This is a genomic window from Pseudonocardia sediminis (assembly GCF_004217185.1).
GTDB lineage: Bacteria > Actinomycetota > Actinomycetes > Mycobacteriales > Pseudonocardiaceae > Pseudonocardia > Pseudonocardia sediminis.
The window spans coordinates 5,262,418-5,278,599 of record NZ_SHKL01000001.1; the positions used below are offsets into that span (position 1 = coordinate 5,262,418).

A 16,182-nucleotide genomic window follows, 5' to 3' on the forward strand; every position below is an offset into this window, starting at 1 on the left:
TCAGCCGCGCGGGTAGGCGGGCGAGCGCCCGACGAGCGTCGCGACCTCGTCGCGCACGGCGTCGAGCTCGCGGTCACCGGCCGGGGTGTCGTGCTCGGCCTTGACCGCGCGGGCCAGCAGCGACCCGATCGCGGCCATGTCCGGCTCGGTCATCCCCTGCGTGGTGACACTCGGCGAGCCGACGCGCAGGCCCGAGGGCTTCATCGGCGGCGCCGGGTCGTAGGGGATGGCGTTCTTGTTGAGCGTGATGTTCGCGCGGTCGCAGCGGGTCTCGGCGTCCGAACCGGTCACGCCGATCGGGCGGAGGTCGATCAGCGACAGGTGGGTGTCGGTGCCGCCGGAGACGGCACGCATGCCCTCGGCCTCGAGGCTCTTGGCCAGTGCCTGCGCGTTCGCGATCACCTGACGGGCGTAGGCCTGGTACTCCGGCTGCGCCGCCTCGCGCATGGCCACGGCCTTGGCCGCGACGGCGTGCATCAGCGGGCCGCCCTGGGAGAACGGGAACACCGCCTTGTCGATGGCCTTGGCGTGCTCGGCCCGGCACAGCACCATGCCGCCGCGCGGCCCGCGCAGCACCTTGTGCGTGGTGGCGGTGACGACGTCGGCGTAGGGCACCGGCGACGGGATCGCCTTGCCGGCGACGAGGCCGATGAAGTGCGCGGCGTCGACCATCAGCTTCGCGCCGACCTCGTCGGCGATCTCACGGAAGATCTTGAAGTCGATCGTGCGCGGGTACGCGGTCGCACCGGCGATGATGATCTTCGGCTTGTGCTCGTGGGCCAGGCTGCGCACCTGGTCGTAGTCGATCAGCTCGGTGTCCTCGCGGACGAGGTAGGACACGGCGTTGAACCACAGGCCGGAGAAGTTGACCTTGCTGCCGTGGGTGAGGTGGCCGCCCTGCTTGAGGTCCATGGCCAGCACGGTGTCGCCGGGCTTGGCGAACGCGGCGTAGGCGGCGAGGTTGGCGCTGGCGCCGGAGTGCGGCTGCAGGTTGACGTGCTCTGCGCCGAACAGCTCCTTGGTCCGCGCGTTGCCGATCTCCTCGGCCTGGTCCACGACGCCGCAACCACCGTAGTAGCGACGACCGGGGTACCCCTCGGCGTACTTGTTCGACAGCGTCGACCCGAGCGCGGCCAGGACGGCCGGGCTCGTCAGGTTCTCGCTGGCGATCAGCTGCAGTCCCCCGCGCAGGCGGTCGAGCTCGTCCAGTACGACCCCGGCGATCTCGGGATCCTGCGACTGCAGCGCGGTGAAATCCGGGCCCCAAAAGGTCTGCTCACTCACGCCCGTACACGTTACCCGCACGACACCGACCCGCCGGTCCGGGCCGCACAGGGTCACACCTCACACCGAGCGGGGCGCCAGGGCTGTTCGATCTTGCCGCGGGAGCCCTCACGCCCCGCTCGGCGCGTTCGTCAGCAGTCCGGCGCGCGCGGCACGCAGGTCTCGGACGACGGCGACCGTTCGGGCCGGGGTGCGGGTCAGGTCCGGTCGCAGCAGGCGGAGCGTGTGCCATCCGAGCCCGGCGGTGCGCAGGTCGCGTGCGCGGTCGAGCGCGTCGTCGTGCTCCTCGCCGTCGTACTCGATGGCGAGCTCGGCCTCCGGGTAGGCGAGGTCGAACCGGACGTCGACGCCGGCACGGTCGTCCTGAATGCGGTACTGCACCTCCGGTACCGGCAGGCCGGCCAGGACGAGCAGGAGCCGCAGCCGGGTCCCGGGTGGCGACTCCGCCCGCGGGTCGGCGAGCTCCACCACTCGGTCCAGCCGCCGGACCCCCCGGGCACCCGGGGTTGCGACACGCCGGCGGAGCAGTGCCGCCGGGTCGAAGCCGGGTGAGAGCGACAGCGTCCTCGACCGCCGGACCGCCTCCGGCCCGTGCACCGGACCGGGGACGAACGTGGGCCGCCGACGTCGCGCGGCGGCCAGGGCGTCGACCGCCACGACGGCCTCCACCAGGTCGAGCCGGCGGGCGAGGTCCCACGCGGTGCGCTCCGGCGACGTCGTCATCACACCGTCGACGGCTCCGACGTCGGCCGCGGAGACCGCACCCCGGCGGACACACAGCCCGGAGCGTCCGTTCACGTGACCGGCGGCCAGGATCTCGGCCGGTGCGGACCACGGGCCGCACGACGCACCGAGCAGTTCCGCCGCCGAGTACCCCGCGAGCACGCCGCCCGACGCCGCGGCCAGCAGGTACGCGGCCCGGTCCCACACCGCACACGTGAGCGTCACCGACGCGTCGACGTAGACGTCCTCGAACAACCGGCGATATCGGGGACCGCGCAGCACACCGCGGGTCACCCGCCCGGACGCGATCGCCTCGGATCCACGGAACGGTTCCAGCCCCATACAGGCAGCGTGCCGTCCAGCTCGCCGTCCCGGGCCCGATCCGCCGGGTCGGTCACCATCGCGAACGTCGGCGAGCGGGGCGTCAGGGCTGTTCGATCATGTTTCGGGAGCCGTGACACCCCGCTCGGTGCAGGACCGGGCCGCTCGACGTGGGGTCGGGTCAGGCGGGGAGGACCTGCTCGCCGAGGACCTCGCTGACCTGGGCGGCGGTGATGTCGCCCTCGCGCAGGAGGCGGGGGGTCGCGTCCGTGAGGTCGACGATCGTGGACGCGACCGGCGCGCCGGAGGGGCCGCCGTCGAGGTAGACGCCGACGCTCGGGCCGAGCTGGTCGGCGGCCTCGGTGACGTTCGACGCCGGCGGGCGCCCGGAGGTGTTCGCGCTGGACACGGCCATCGGGCCGACGTCGCGGAGCAGTTCCAGCGCGACCGGGTGCAGCGGCATCCGCAGCATCACCGTGCCGCGGGTGGTGCCCAGGTCCCAGGCCAGCGACGGCGCGTGCGGCAGGACCAGCGACAGCGCGCCGGGCCAGAACGCCTCGATCAGCGAGCGGGCACCGGACGGGACGCCGGTGACCAGGCCGTCGATCGTGGTCCAGGAGCCGACGAGCACCGGGACCGGCATGTCCGGGCCGCGGTTCTTCGCGGCCAGCAGCGCGCGGACGGCCTCACCCGAGAACGCGTCGCAGCCCAGGCCGTAGACGGTGTCGGTCGGTAGCACGACCAGGCCGCCGGTCCGGACCGCCCGGGCCGCCGCCGCGAGACCGCGGACACGCTCGTCGGGATCGGAGCAGTCGAACGTCGGGACGGTGTTCACCCAAGTCACGGTGAAGGAGCCTACGACCGGCCCCCGGGAAGGCGGGCACCGGCACGAGCGGGCACCCGACGGGCGGTGACGAACCGGGGCCGCCCGTTGAGGTCGGCGTGCTCGACGACGTCGGACAGCGTCCGGCGACGGCGCAGGAGCGCGGGAACGGAGTCGCCCTGGGTGTCGTCGTGCTCGATGGCCAGGGACGCGCCGTGGCGCAGCAGCCCGGTCGCGGTGCCGACGACGGCCGCGATGATCTCGGTGCCGTCCGGGCCGCCGAACACGGCGTCCGGCGGGTCCCACTCGGTGACCTCGGGCGGCAGGGCGGTGCCGTCCGGAACGTACGGCGGGTTGCAGACGACCAGGTCGACCGCGGCCTCGAGGTCGATGAGCAGGTTCGACCAGCGCACGTCGGCGTGGTGCAGCACGACCGGACGTCCGCCCGCGGCGACGTGGGTGTCGATGTTGCGCTTCGCCCAGCTCAGGGCCGTGGTGTCGGCCTCCAGGGCGTGCACCGTCGCGTCCGGGCGCGACGCGGCGAACGCCAGCGCGAGGGCGCCGGACCCGGTGCACAGGTCGAGCACGGTCGGTTTCGGCACGTCGCGCAGTGCGCCGAGGCCCCATTCCAACAGCAGCTCGGTCTCCGGGCGCGGGACGAACACGCCCGGCCCGACGGCGACCTCCACCGGCCCGAGGACGGCGGTCCCCAGGATGTGCTGCAGCGGCTCGCGGGTGGCCCGGCGGGCGGCGAGCTCACGCAGCCGCGCCACCACCGGTGGGTCGACCAGCGGGATCATCGGCAGCTTCGACCGCGGCTCACCGAGCACGTGTGCGGCCAGCAGCTCGGCGTCCACCCGCGGGGAGGACACCCCGGCCGCCTCCAGCGCCCGCGTCGCCTCCCCCACCGCGACCCGCAGCGGCATCCTGCTCACGAGACGATCACTCAGCCGTCGCCTGGCCGCCGGTGCTCGTGGCGACCGCCTCGGCGCGCTCGGCCGCCGAGAGCGCGCCCAGCACGTCGTCGAGGTGGCCGTCGAGCACGGTCGAGAGGTTGTGCGCCTTGAACCCGACGCGGTGGTCGGAGATCCGGTTCTCCGGGAAGTTGTAGGTCCGGATCCGCTCGGAGCGGTCCACCGTGCGCACCTGCGAGCGACGGTCCGCCGACGCCTGCGCGGACGCCTCGGCCTCGGCCTTGGCCTGCAGCCGGGAGCGCAGGACCTCCATCGCGCGCGCCTTGTTCTGCAGCTGCGAACGCTCGTTCTGGCAGGTCACGACGATGCCGGTGGGCAGGTGCGTGAGCCGGACCGCGGAGTCGGTCGTGTTGACGCTCTGGCCGCCGTGCCCGGAGGAGCGGTAGACGTCGACGCGCAGGTCCTTCTCCTCGATCTCGATGTCGGGGGCGTCGTCGACCTCGGGGAAGACGAGGACGCCGGCCGCGGAGGTGTGCACGCGGCCCTGCGACTCGGTGACGGGCACGCGCTGCACCCGGTGCACGCCGCCCTCGAACTTCAGCGACGCCCACACCCCGACCGACGGGTCCTTCGACCGCACCGACACGGTGACGTCCTTGTACCCGCCGAGGTCGGACTCGGTGAACCCGAGGATCTCGGTGCGCCAGCCGCGGGACTCGGCGTAGCGGGTGTACATCCGCACCAGGTCGGCGGCGAACAGCGCGGACTCCTCGCCGCCTTCACCGGACTTCACCTCGAGGACGACGTCGTCGCCGTCGTGCGGGTCACGCGGCACGAGCAGCTCGGCGAGCTGCGTCTCCAGCTCGGTGATCCGGCCGGTCAGCGTGTCGGCCTCGGCCGCGAACGCGTGGTCCTCGGAGGCGAGCTCGAGGGCGGCGTCGCGGTCGGCGCGGGCCCCGGAGAGCTCACGGGCGACGGCGACGACCGGACCCAGCTCGGCGTAGCGGCGACCGAGCTTGCGCGCGGCGGCCGGGTCGGCCTGCACCTCCGGGTCGGCCAGGCGCTGCTCCAGCTCGGCGTGCTCGTCGAAGAGCGCGTCGACGGACAGGGCCGGGGCCGGGGTACTCATCGCTGGCGGTTTCCGTTCTGGATGGGGCGGGGAGAGGCTCTGACACACGAACGGCGCCCGTCACCTCGTGTGGGAGGTGACGGGCGCCGATCGGAGAGCTACTTGGCCGAACCCGCGCGGCGCTTGCCGTAGCGCGCCTCGAAGCGGGCGACGCGACCGCCGGAGTCCAGGATCCGCTGCTTACCGGTGTAGAACGGGTGGCAGGCGGAGCAGGTCTCGACGAACATCTTGCCGCTCGTCTTGGTGCTGCGGGTGGTGAACGAGCTGCCGCAACCGCAGGTGACCTGGGTCTCGACGTACTCGGGGTGGATGCCCGGACGCATGGCGTTTCCTCTCATCGTGGCCGCCGGGTCCCGCCGCATCATGTCGATGGAGCGGGTGAACCGGTGCCGGAAGCTGACATCTCATTCAACCACCCGGCCCCGGCGGTTGTTCCCGCCGGGGCCGGTGTGGAGAACGCTCTAGTCCTCGTCCTTGCCGGGGGTCGACTTCGCGACCTCCATCATGAACTCGATGTTGGTCTTCGACTTCTTGAGCCGGTTGAGCACCAGGTCGATGGCCTGCTGGTCGTCGAGCGCAGCGAGCACCCGGCGCAGCTTGACCATCACCGCGTGCTCGTCGGCCGACATCAGCAGCTCTTCCTTGCGGGTGCCGCTGTCACCGACGTCGATCGCCGGGAAGACGCGCTTGTCGGCGATCTTGCGGTCCAGCTTGAGCTCGGCGTTGCCGGTGCCCTTGAACTCCTCGAAGATCACCGTGTCCATCGTCGAACCGGTCTCGACCAGCGCGGTGGCGAAGATGGTCAGCGAGCCGCCGTCCTCGATGTTGCGCGCGGCGCCGAGGAAGCGCTTCGGCGGGTAGAGCGCCGTGGAGTCGACACCACCGGAGAGGATCCGGCCCGACGCGGGTGCGGCCAGGTTGTAGGCGCGGCCCAGGCGGGTGATGTTGTCCAGCAGCACGACCACGTCGTAGCCCATCTCGACCAGGCGCTTGGCCCGCTCGATGGACAGCTCCGCGATCGTGGTGTGGTCCGACGGCGGCCGGTCGAAGGTCGACGCGATGACCTCGCCCTTCACCGACCGCTGCATGTCGGTGACCTCTTCGGGCCGCTCGTCGACCAGCACCACCATGAGGTGGCACTCCGGGTTGTTCGTGGTGATCGCGTTCGCGATGTTCTGCATGATCGTGGTCTTGCCTGCCTTGGGCGGCGACACGATCAGCGCGCGCTGCCCCTTGCCGACCGGCATCACCAGGTCGATCACCCGGGTGGTCAGGTTCGTCGGCTCGGTCTCGAGGCGCAGGCGCTCGTTCGGGTAGAGCGGCGTCAGCTTCGTGAACTCGGGACGGGCCTTCGCGACCTCGGGGTCGCTGCCGTTGACGGTGTCGACGCGCACCAGCGGGTTGAACTTCGCCCGCTGCTGCTCGTTCTCCCGCGGCTGGCGGACCGCACCGGTGATCGCGTCACCGCGGCGCAGGCCGTTCTTGCGCACCATCGACATCGAGACGTAGACGTCGGTCGGGCCGGACAGGTAGCCGGTGGTCCGGACGAACGCGTAGTTGTCCAGGATGTCGACGATCCCGGCGACGGGCAGCAGCACGTCGTCGTCGCGGATCTCGGTGTCGACGTTGCCGCCGCCACCGCTGCCGGTGCGCTCGCGGTCACGGCCCCGGCGACGGTCACGGAACCGGCGGCCGCGACGGCCGCGGCCGTCACCGTCGTCGTCCTCGACGTCGTTGCGGGTGTCGTTGCCGCCCCGGCCGTTGCCCCCGCGGGTGTCGTCGTTGCCCCGGTTGTCGTTGCGGTCGTTGCGGTTGCCGTTCCCGCCGCGGCCGTTGTCGTTGTTCCGGCCGTTGTCATTGCGGGAGTCGTTCCGCGAGTCGTTGCGGTCGTTGCGGGTGTCGTTGCCGCCCCGGCCGTTGTCGTTCCCGCGGCCGCTGTCACGCCCGTTGTCGCCGCCGCGGCCGTTGTCGTTGCCGCGTGCGGTGTCGTTGCCCCGGCCGTTGCCGTCCCGGTTGCCGCCGTTGCGGTCCCGGCTCTCGCCCCGGTTGTCCGAGCCACGGCCGTTGTCGCCCTGGTCGTTGCCGCCGCGGCTGCGGTTGCGCTCGCGGCGCTCCTGACGGGTGTCGCCGTCGGCGTTGCCGTTCTGGCGGCCGTCGTCGGTGCGCGGGGACTCGGTGGGCGTGCCGTTCGCGGAGCCGTTCTGCTCCTGCGCGTCGGCGCTCTCGGTGTCACCGCCGCGACGACGGGTCCGTCCACGACGGCCACCGCCCTCGGGCTGCGAATCCTGCGATCCGGCGTCCGTGGTCGCGGTGTCCTTCGACCCGGTGTCGTCCGACGCGCCGTCCTGCGACGAGGAGTCCTGCGACCCACGGGAGCCCGCGCCGTCGCCGACCTCCTGCACCGGAGCCGCGCTCGCGGGCGCCTCGACGGCGGGAGCGGCCTCGGCGACCGGAGTGGACGGTGCGGTCTCGGTGGTCACCGCGGCGGGCTTCGACTCGGTCGACGGGGCGCCGGCCGGACGGCTCGCGGCCCGGCGACGACGCGTCGGCGCAGCCGGAGCGGCGGGCGTCTCGGCAGCGTCGTCGCTGGTCACGGCACCGTTGGAGGCGCCGGTGTCACCGAGGGCCAGCTGCGGCGCCTCGGCGGGGCTGTCGTCCGAGGAGGTGGCGGCCCGGGGAGCGGGGCGCGACGCACGCTTGGCGGCGGGAGCGGAGGCGGCGCCCTGGCGCTCCTTGATGGCGGCGATCAGGTCCCCCTTCCGCATGCCGGCGATGTCGGGGACGTTCAGCTCGGTGGCCAACTCACGCAGCTCGGCCAGCACCATGCCGGAGAGGCCGCCACGGCGACGCGGGGCCGCCTCGGTGTCTGCGGACTGGGAGCCGACGAGATCGGTCTCGCTCACGAATTTCCTTCCTGACCGACCCGGTTGTCCTGTCCAGGTCAGGGGATTTCACACGCTCATCCGGCAGGTAGACCCGTGCCGACGGCAATTGGAAAAGATGATTCCCCCACGACGACGTCACGGGAGTCAGGCCGCCCGTTCGGGATTCCGAGTCCAGCCAGAGGGGGATCGGGCGAGCGGGCCCAGCCACAAGACTACGCGTTCGACGCGTGGATCGCCATGCAGGGCCGACACTAGACGTATCCGGCACGGGCGGCAACAACCCCCCACGCTCGCGCGTGTCGTGCCTGGTCAGCGACGGGGTCAGGCGGTCTCGACGCGCACGCCGTCGGCGTCGACGGGCAGGGGCGCGACGGTGAATCCGTCGAGGTGCAGTCCGTCGGGGACGGTCCCGTCGGCGGTCAGCGCGAGCACCGTCGGCCCCGCGCCGGAGATCGCCGCGGGCACGCCGTGCGCACGCAGCGACTCGACGAGCTCGAGCGACGACGGGTACGCGGGACGCCGGTAGGGCTGGTGCAGCCGGTCCTCGGTGGCGTACATCAGCAGGTCCGGGCGCGCGGTCATGGCCAGCACGGCGAGCGCGGTGCGGCTGCCGGTGAACGCGGCGTCGTGCAGTGGGACCTGCTCGGGGAGCAGCCCGCGGGTGGTCTTCGTCGCCGACTCGGTGCCCGCGACGAACGCGACCGGGTGGATGTCCGGGTGCACGTCGAGCTTCTCGGCGTGGAACCGGCGCGCCTGCCCGGAGGTCTCCCAGGCGAGTACGAACCCGCCCATCAGGCTCGCCGCCGCGTTGTCCGCGTGGCCTTCCATCGCGGCGCTGAGCTGCAACAACGCCTCGTGCTCGTCCTCGACGTCGCGTCCGGTCAGGACGGCCGCGGCCGCCACACCGGCCACCGCGGCGGCGGCGGAGCTGCCCAGCCCGCGCGAGTGCGGGACGGCGTTGGTGCACCGCAGCCGGATGCCGGCCGGGGCGTCGCCGAACAGCTCGAAGGCCTGGCGCATCGCGCGCACGACGAGGTGACGCCCGTTGCGCGGCACGTGCGCGGAGCCCTCCCCCGCGACGTCGACCCAGAGGCCGGGCTCGGACGTCGCGCAGACGTGCAGCTCGTCGTGGATGCCGAGCGCGAGACCGAGCGAGTCGAAGCCCGGTCCCAGGTTCGCCGTCGAGCCGGGGACGCGGATCCGGACCTCGGAGGGCCGCCCCATCAGGCCAGCTCGAGGGCGGACGCCACCGCCCCCGGATCGATCGGGACGATCTCCGGTTCCGGCGCGGTGAGCAACGCGGTGTCGGGGTCCTTGAGGCCGTGCCCGGTGACGGTGCACACCACCAGCGACCCGCGCGGCAGCGTGCCGTCCGCCGAGGACTGCAGCAGCCCGGCGACGCTCGCGGCCGACGCCGGCTCGACGAACACGGCCTCCTCCGCCGAGAGCATCCGGTAGGCGGCGAGGATCTCGTCGTCGCTGACGGCGGCGATCTTGCCGTGGGACTCGTCACGGGCGGCGACCGCACCGTTCCAGGAGGCCGGCGACCCGATCCGGATGGCCGTCGCGATCGTCTCCGGCGACGTCACCGGGGCACCGTGCACCAGCGGCGCCGCACCCGCGGCCTGGAAACCGAACATCCGCGGGAGGTCGGAGATCAGGCCGTCGGCGTGGTAGCCGCGGTACCCCTTCCAGTACGCGGTGATGTTGCCGGCGTTACCGACCGGCAGGCAGTGCACGTCCGGGGCCTGCCCGAGCTGGTCGCAGATCTCGTAGGCGGCACTGGCCTGCCCGGCGATCCGCGTCGGGTTCACCGAGTTGACCAGCGCGGCGACCGGGTAGTCGGCGGTGGTCTTGCGGGCGAGCTCCAGGCAGTCGTCGAAGTTGCCCTCGATCTGCAGGATCCGCGCGCCGTGCGCGACGGCCTGGGCGAGCTTGCCGAGCGCGATCTTGCCCTGGGGCACGAGCACGACACAGGTCATCCCCGCACGGGCCGCGTAGGCCGCGGCCGAGGCCGACGTGTTGCCGGTGGACGCGCAGAGCACACCCTGCTTGCCCTCGGCCAGCGCCGCGGTCACGGCCATCGTCATGCCGCGGTCCTTGAACGAGCCGGTCGGGTTGGCCCCGTCGACCTTGAGGTAGACCTGGCAGCCGGTGCGCTCGGACAGCCGCGGGGCGGGGAGCAGCGGCGTGCCGCCCTCGGCCAGGGTGACCACGCGCCAGCCCGGCTCGACCGGCATCCGGTCGCGGTAGGCCTCGATCACCCCGGGCCAGTGCCCGGGCGGGGGCGGTGCGACGGCGCCGGGCCGGATCTCCTGGCGCGGAACGCCGTGCTGCTCGGTCCTGGCAGCGCTACCGGTCATCTCCACGGGCCTTCCTGGATCGCATGGTTCTCGGTCATCCGGGCATGCCCAGCGCGCTGACCGCGCGACCGAGCCCCTCCACCCGCAGCACGCTGGCCACCCCGAGCACGACGTCGAGGTCGGCCAGAGCGGCGACGGTGCCGGCCAGGGCGGCGTCCGGCGCCGAGTGCGTGACGACGGTGAGCCGGGCCTGCCCGGGGTCGCCGTCGCGGTCACCGGCCGCGCCGCCGGTCTGGCGGACCGCGGCGATGCTGACGCCGGAGCGGGCGAACTCGCCGGCGATCGCGGCCAGCACACCCTCGCGGTCGGCCACCTCGAGATCGACGTGGTAGCGGGTGGGCACGTCGCCGACCGGGCGGACCGGCAGCCCGGCGTAGGCGGACTCGCGGGGTCCGCGGCCACCCCCGACGTGGTTGCGCGCGACGGCGACCAGGTCGCCGAGCACCGCGCTCGCCGTCGGGGCCCCGCCCGCGCCCTGGCCGTAGAACATCAGCTGCCCGGCCGCCTCGGCCTCGACGAACACGGCGTTGAACGCGCCGTCGACGCTGGCCAGCGGGTGCGAGGTGGGGATCATCGCCGGGTAGACCCGGGCCGAGACGGCCTCGCCGCCGTTCGACTCGACCCGCTCGCAGATGGCGAGCAGCTTGATCGTGCAGCCGAGCAGGCGTGCGGCGGCGATGTCGGCGGCGCTGACCGATCGCATGCCCTCGCGGTGCACGTCGGAGGCGGTGACGCGGGTGTGGAACGACAGCGTGGCCAGGATCGCGGCCTTGGACGCGGCGTCGTAGCCGTCGACGTCGGCGCTCGGGTCGGCCTCGGCGTAGCCAAGCCGGGTCGCCTCCTCCAGCGCGTCGCCGTAGGAGGCGCCGGAGCTCGCCATCGCGGAGAGGATGAAGTTCGAGGTGCCGTTCACGATCCCGGCGACGCGGGTGATCCGGTCCCCCGCGAGCGACTCGCGCAGCGGGCGCAGCAGCGGGATCGCCCCGGCCACCGCGGCCTCGTAGTAGAGGTCGGCACCGGAGGCATCGGCCGCCTCGGCCAGCGCGGGGCCGTCCTCGGCCAGCAGCGCCTTGTTCGCGGTGACGACGGACTTGCCGGCCTTGAGCGCCTCGAGCAGCAGCGTGCGCACCGGCTCGATGCCGCCGATCACCTCGACGACGACGTCGACGTCGTCCCGCGCGACCAGCGCCGCGGCGTCGGTCGTGACCAGGTCCGGGAAGTTCTCGGTCAGCCACGGGTGCCGGTGCGGGCGCCGCACGGCGACCCCGACCAGCTCGACCGGCGTGCCGATCCGTGCGGTCAGGTCCGCGGCCTGGCCGGTGAGCAGCCGGACCACCTCGGTACCGACGGTGCCGCATCCCAGCAACGCGACCCGGACCGCTGCGCCCTCGCCCCTGCCCACCACGCCTCCTCGTTCCGTGCTTGCCCACGCCCTGACGACACCGCCGACCGGGCGCCGATCATTCCTGGTCGCACCACGTCGCCGCGACGGCGGGTGGCCGACGACTCATCACCGACCGGCGTACGCCCCGGTCTCGCGTGCGTGACCGTTCGAGGCCACCGGAGCGGCGGTCTCCCCGTTCCGCACCTCGGCGCTCTCCTCGGGGGAGACCTCGAAGCGGAACTGGTCCTCCAGTGTCTCCCGGCGCAACAGCACCCGGGACCGCCCCTCCCGCACGGCCACCACGGCCGGGCGCGGGAGGCGGTTGTAGGAGCTGGCCATCGCGTAGCAGTAGGCGCCGGTCGCGGCCACCGCCAGGAGGTCACCGGGAGCGAGGTCGGCGGGCAGCCAGCAGTCGCGGACGACGATGTCGCCGGACTCGCAGTGCTTGCCGACGACGCGTGAGAGCACCGGGGTGCCGCCGGGCAGGCCGCCGTCGGCCGCGCTGCCGTCGGTGGCCGGGGCGCTGTCGAGCGCGGACGCCCGCGACACGAGCCGGACGTCGTAGGCGGCGTCGTAGAGCGCGGTGCGGATGTTGTCGCTCATCCCGCCGTCCACGCTGACGTAGCGCCGGGCGTACCCGCCGAGCGGGACGTCCTTGGTCGTACCCACCTCGTAGACGGTCACGGTGCCGGGCCCGGCGATCGCCCGGCCGGGCTCGACGGCGATCTCCGGCACGTCCAGCTCGGCGGCGTGGCACTCGCGCTTGACGATGCCGCGCAGCTCCTCGGCCAGGTCCGGCACCGACAGCGGGGTCTCGTCCGGGCGGTAGGCGATCCCGACGCCGCCGCCGAGGTCGAGCGTGCGCAGCGCGCCCAGGTTCTCGGTGCCGTGCTCGGCGTGCAGCCGGGCCAGCAGCCGCACGACGCGGCGGGCGGCGACCTCGAAGCCCTCGGTGTCGAAGATCTGGCTGCCGATGTGGCTGTGCAGGCCCACCAGCTCCAGGTTCGAGGACTTGATCACCCGGCGGGCGGCCTCCACGGCGTCGGAGTCACCGTCGCCGTCGGAGATCGAGAAGCCGAACTTCTGGTCCTCGTGCGCGGTGGCGATGAACTCGTGCGTGTGCGCCTCCACGCCGACCGTCACCCGGATCATCACCGGCGAGACGACGCCGCGCTCGCGCGCGATCGCGTCCAGGCGGGCGATCTCGTGGAAGGAGTCCAGCACCACCCGTCCGACGCCGTTCTCGACCGCGGCGACGAGCTCGTCGGTGGACTTGTTGTTGCCGTGCAACGCGATCCGGGCGGGCGGGAAGTTCGCGCGCAGGGCCACGGCCAGCTCGCCGCCGGAGCACACGTCGAGCGAGAGGCCCTCCTGCTCCACCCAGCGCGCGATCTCGGTGCACAGGAACGCCTTCGCCGCGTAGTGCACCGACGACGCCCCGAACGCCGCCGCGAACTCCGCGGCGCGGGAGCGGAAGTCGTCCTCGTCGAGGACGAACAACGGCGTGCCGTAGCGCTCCGCGAGGTCACGGACGTCGACGCCCGCGACACGCAGCGCACCGTCGTCGCCGCGTCCGGCGTTGCGCGGCCACACCGCGGGCGCGAGGTGGTCGAGGTCCTCCGGCCCGGCCGGCAGCGGCCCGACCGACTCCGGCGGCTGCGAGATGCCGGCGTGCATCGGGCCGGCGGGGTGCGCCCTCATGACTGCACCTCCACGGGACCGATCATGTCGGTGCTCACATCCGCTCCGGCGCGCTGACGCCCATCAGGGCGAGACCGTTGGCGAGCACCTGGCGTGCCGCGACGCAGAGCGCGAGGCGGGCCCGGTGCAGGTCGGAGATCTCCTCGTCGCCCATCGGCAGCACGCGGCAGGCGTCGTAGAACTTGTGGTACGCGCTGGCCAGCGTCTCCAGGTACCGCGCGACCCGGTGCGGTTCGCGGAGCTCGGCGGCCGAGCGGACCACGTCCGGGAACCCGCCGAGGGTGCGGATCAGGTCGCCCTCCCGCGGGTGCTCGAGCAGGCCGTAGGCGTCGCCCGGGGTGAGCCCGAGGTCGGCCGCGTTGCGGGCCAGCGAGGACAGGCGGGCGTGCGCGTACTGGACGTAGAACACCGGGTTGTCGCTGGTCTGACGACTGATCACGTCCAGGTCGACGTCCAGGCTCGAGTCCACCGACGAGCGCACCAGCGAGTACCGGGCGGCGTCCACGCCGACGGCCTCCACGAAGTCCTCGAGCGTGACGATCGTGCCCGCACGCTTGCTCATCCGGACCGGCTCGCCGCCGCGGACCAGGTTCACCATCTGCCCGATCAGCACCTCGACCACCGACGGGTCGTCGCCGAACGCGGCCGCGACGGCCTTGAGCCGCACGGTGTAGCCGTGGTGGTCGGCGCCGAGCATGTAGATGCAGCGGTCGAAGCCGCGGGCGCGCTTGTCGCGCAGGTAGGCGATGTCACCGGCGATGTAGGCCGGGGTGCCGTCGCTCTTGATGACGACGCGGTCCTTGTCGTCGCCCTGCTCGGTGGAGCGCAGCCACCACGCGCCGTCCTTCTCGTAGAGCGCGCCGCTGTCCTTGAGCTGCTGGACCGACTCCTCCACCGCGCCGGAGGCGTGCAGCGACAGCTCGCTGAACCACACGTCGAAGTCGGTGCCGAACTCGTGCAGCGAGCTGCGCATCTCCTCGAGCATCAGCGCCACGCCCCGGTCGCGGAACGCCTGGTGGCGCTGCGCCTCGGGCAGGTCGAGCACACCGGGGTCGGCGTCCACGAGACGCTGGGCGATCTCGCCGACGTAGGCGCCGCCGTAGCCGTTCTCCGGCGTCGGTGCGCCGGTCGCCGCGGCGATCAGCGACGACGCGAAGTGGTCGATCTGCGCCCCGGCGTCGTTGACGTAGTACTCGCGGGTGACGTCGGCTCCCCGCGCGGCGAGGACCCGGCCCAGCGCGTCGCCGACGGCGGCCCACCGGGTGCCGCCCAGGTGCACCGGCCCGGTCGGGTTGGCCGAGACGAACTCGAGGTTGAGCTTCGTGCCGGCGAGCTCGTCGCCGGTGCCGAAGGCGGTGCCCGCCGCGAGCACGTCGCCGACGACGGCGCCCTGCGCGTCCGCGGCCAGGCGCAGGTTGATGAAGCCGGGGCCGGCGATCTCGGCGGCGGCGATGCCGTCGCGGGCGGCGAGCGCCTCGGCCAGCCAGGTCGCGAGGTCACGCGGCGGCACGCCAGCCTTCTTCGCGGTGCGGAGCGCGACGTTGGTCGCGTAGTCGCCGTGCTCGGGGTTGCGAGGACGCTCGACGCCGACGTCGTCCGGCAGCGCCGAGAGGTCCAGCGCTCGCTCGGTCAGCACGTCCCGGGCGACGTCACGGACCAGTTCTGCGAGCACGTCGGGATTCACCGTGATGATTCTAGGAGGTGGCGCTGAACGGCATGCGCCCCGGCGTTCGTAGACTCGGCCACACGTGACGCCCGCCCGCATCTCCCCCGGCGTCGTCCGCGACGGGGGCCGGCGCCGACCAGAGGGATCCGATGGCCAGCGGCAAGACCAGCAAGAACAAGCGCAAGCCGAACGTCAGCGCGGTCAACCAGCGCCAGACCCCCTGGCTGATGATCGGCGGCATCGCCCTGGTCGTCGTCCTGGCCGCGGTCTTCATCGGTTATCCGCTGCTCCAGCGCAACGAGAACCGCGCGTTCGTGCCCAGCGACGACAACCGCGACCCGTCGCTCGCGATCCCCGGTGTCGTCACCCAGCAGTACGAGGCCGGGCAGCACATCCTGCCGAACCAGCAGGTCGCCTACACCAACAGCCCGCCCTTCGGCGGCACGCACGACGGCTACTGGGCCGCCTGCGGTGGCGTGGTCTACCCGAACGCGGTGCGCAGCGAGAACCTCGTGCACTCGCTCGAGCACGGCGCGGTGTGGATCGCCTACGACCCGGCCCGGATCAACGGTGCGGCGCTGGACACCCTGACGGCGAAGGTCGACGGGCAGCCCTACACGGTGATGTCGCCCTACCCCGGTCTGGACCAGCCGATCGCGCTGCAGTCCTGGGGCCACCAGCTCAAGCTGGCCTCGGCCGACGACGAGCGGATCGACCAGTTCATCCGCTCGCTGCGGCTCAACCGCTTCACCTACCCCGAGGTCGGTGCGAGCTGTGACGCCCTCGGGCCGGGCGCGTTCGACCAGGACAACCCGCCGCCGTTCGTGCCGGCCCCGCCGCAGTCCGCGGTGAACCGGCAGACCGTCTTCGGTGAGCGTGACGCCGGCGCCCAGGGTGCGCAGCAGGACGGCGCCGTCCCCGGGCAGTGACCGTCCTCACGGGCGTGACTCTCGGCGCCTGCCCCGCGGGACGCCGCGGCGGAACCCCGC

General features: G+C 73.1%; 13 protein-coding genes. 1 reads left to right on the forward strand and 12 read right to left on the reverse strand.

Annotation, left to right across the window (positions count from 1 at the left end):
- The 12 genes from EV383_RS24605 to argS form a co-directional block, all read right to left on the reverse strand.
- Positions 1 to 1,284 carry a serine hydroxymethyltransferase gene (locus EV383_RS24605; protein WP_130292127.1) on the reverse strand — a complete coding sequence of 428 codons (1,284 nt, stop codon included), beginning with the start codon at positions 1,282 to 1,284 and terminating at the stop codon, positions 1 to 3.
- Positions 1,285 to 1,392: 108 nt separating this feature from the next.
- The gene (locus EV383_RS24610) at positions 1,393 to 2,349 is read right to left on the reverse strand and encodes a hypothetical protein (RefSeq protein WP_130292128.1); all 957 of its coding nucleotides are present in this window, start codon (positions 2,347 to 2,349) and stop codon (positions 1,393 to 1,395) included.
- Between the two features lie 160 nt (positions 2,350 to 2,509).
- Positions 2,510 to 3,163, reverse strand: coding sequence for an L-threonylcarbamoyladenylate synthase (locus EV383_RS24615; RefSeq protein ID WP_130294967.1), 654 nt, complete (start codon positions 3,161 to 3,163; stop codon positions 2,510 to 2,512).
- Between the two features lie 20 nt (positions 3,164 to 3,183).
- On the reverse strand, positions 3,184 to 4,086 hold the full coding sequence (gene prmC / locus EV383_RS24620; protein WP_130292129.1) for a peptide chain release factor N(5)-glutamine methyltransferase: 903 nt from the start codon (positions 4,084 to 4,086) through the stop codon (positions 3,184 to 3,186).
- A 7-nt stretch (positions 4,087 to 4,093) separates the two neighbouring features.
- A complete protein-coding gene (gene prfA, locus EV383_RS24625; RefSeq protein ID WP_130292130.1) occupies positions 4,094 to 5,194 on the reverse strand; it encodes a peptide chain release factor 1 in 1,101 nt (366 codons plus the stop codon).
- 98 nt (positions 5,195 to 5,292) lie between these two features.
- Positions 5,293 to 5,517 (reverse strand): 50S ribosomal protein L31, encoded by a 225-nt coding sequence (gene rpmE / locus EV383_RS24630; RefSeq protein WP_130292131.1) that lies wholly within the window; start codon positions 5,515 to 5,517, stop codon positions 5,293 to 5,295.
- A 138-nt stretch (positions 5,518 to 5,655) separates the two neighbouring features.
- Positions 5,656 to 8,097, reverse strand: coding sequence for a transcription termination factor Rho (gene rho / locus EV383_RS24635; RefSeq protein WP_242623291.1), 2,442 nt, complete (start codon positions 8,095 to 8,097; stop codon positions 5,656 to 5,658).
- Positions 8,098 to 8,400: 303 nt separating this feature from the next.
- The gene (gene thrB / locus EV383_RS24640; RefSeq protein WP_130292132.1) at positions 8,401 to 9,303 is read right to left on the reverse strand and encodes a homoserine kinase; all 903 of its coding nucleotides are present in this window, start codon (positions 9,301 to 9,303) and stop codon (positions 8,401 to 8,403) included.
- Positions 9,303 to 10,319, reverse strand: coding sequence for a threonine synthase (gene thrC / locus EV383_RS24645; RefSeq protein WP_242623506.1), 1,017 nt, complete (start codon positions 10,317 to 10,319; stop codon positions 9,303 to 9,305). Before thrC ends, thrB begins: the two co-directional genes overlap by 1 nt.
- A gap of 157 nt (positions 10,320 to 10,476) precedes the next feature.
- Positions 10,477 to 11,844 (reverse strand): homoserine dehydrogenase, encoded by a 1,368-nt coding sequence (locus EV383_RS24650; RefSeq protein ID WP_423213662.1) that lies wholly within the window; start codon positions 11,842 to 11,844, stop codon positions 10,477 to 10,479.
- 108 nt (positions 11,845 to 11,952) lie between these two features.
- The gene (gene lysA / locus EV383_RS24655) at positions 11,953 to 13,527 is read right to left on the reverse strand and encodes a diaminopimelate decarboxylase (RefSeq protein ID WP_130292134.1); all 1,575 of its coding nucleotides are present in this window, start codon (positions 13,525 to 13,527) and stop codon (positions 11,953 to 11,955) included.
- 34 nt (positions 13,528 to 13,561) lie between these two features.
- Positions 13,562 to 15,211: an arginine--tRNA ligase gene (argS, locus tag EV383_RS24660; protein ID WP_130292135.1), complete on the reverse strand. Its 1,650-nt coding sequence runs from the start codon at positions 15,209 to 15,211 to the stop codon at positions 13,562 to 13,564.
- A 131-nt stretch (positions 15,212 to 15,342) separates the two neighbouring features.
- On the opposite strand from argS, the gene EV383_RS24665 reads away from it, so the two are divergent.
- On the forward strand, positions 15,343 to 16,122 hold the full coding sequence (locus EV383_RS24665) for a DUF3105 domain-containing protein (protein ID WP_130292136.1): 780 nt from the start codon (positions 15,343 to 15,345) through the stop codon (positions 16,120 to 16,122).
- The last annotated feature ends 60 nt before the right edge of the window (positions 16,123 to 16,182 follow it).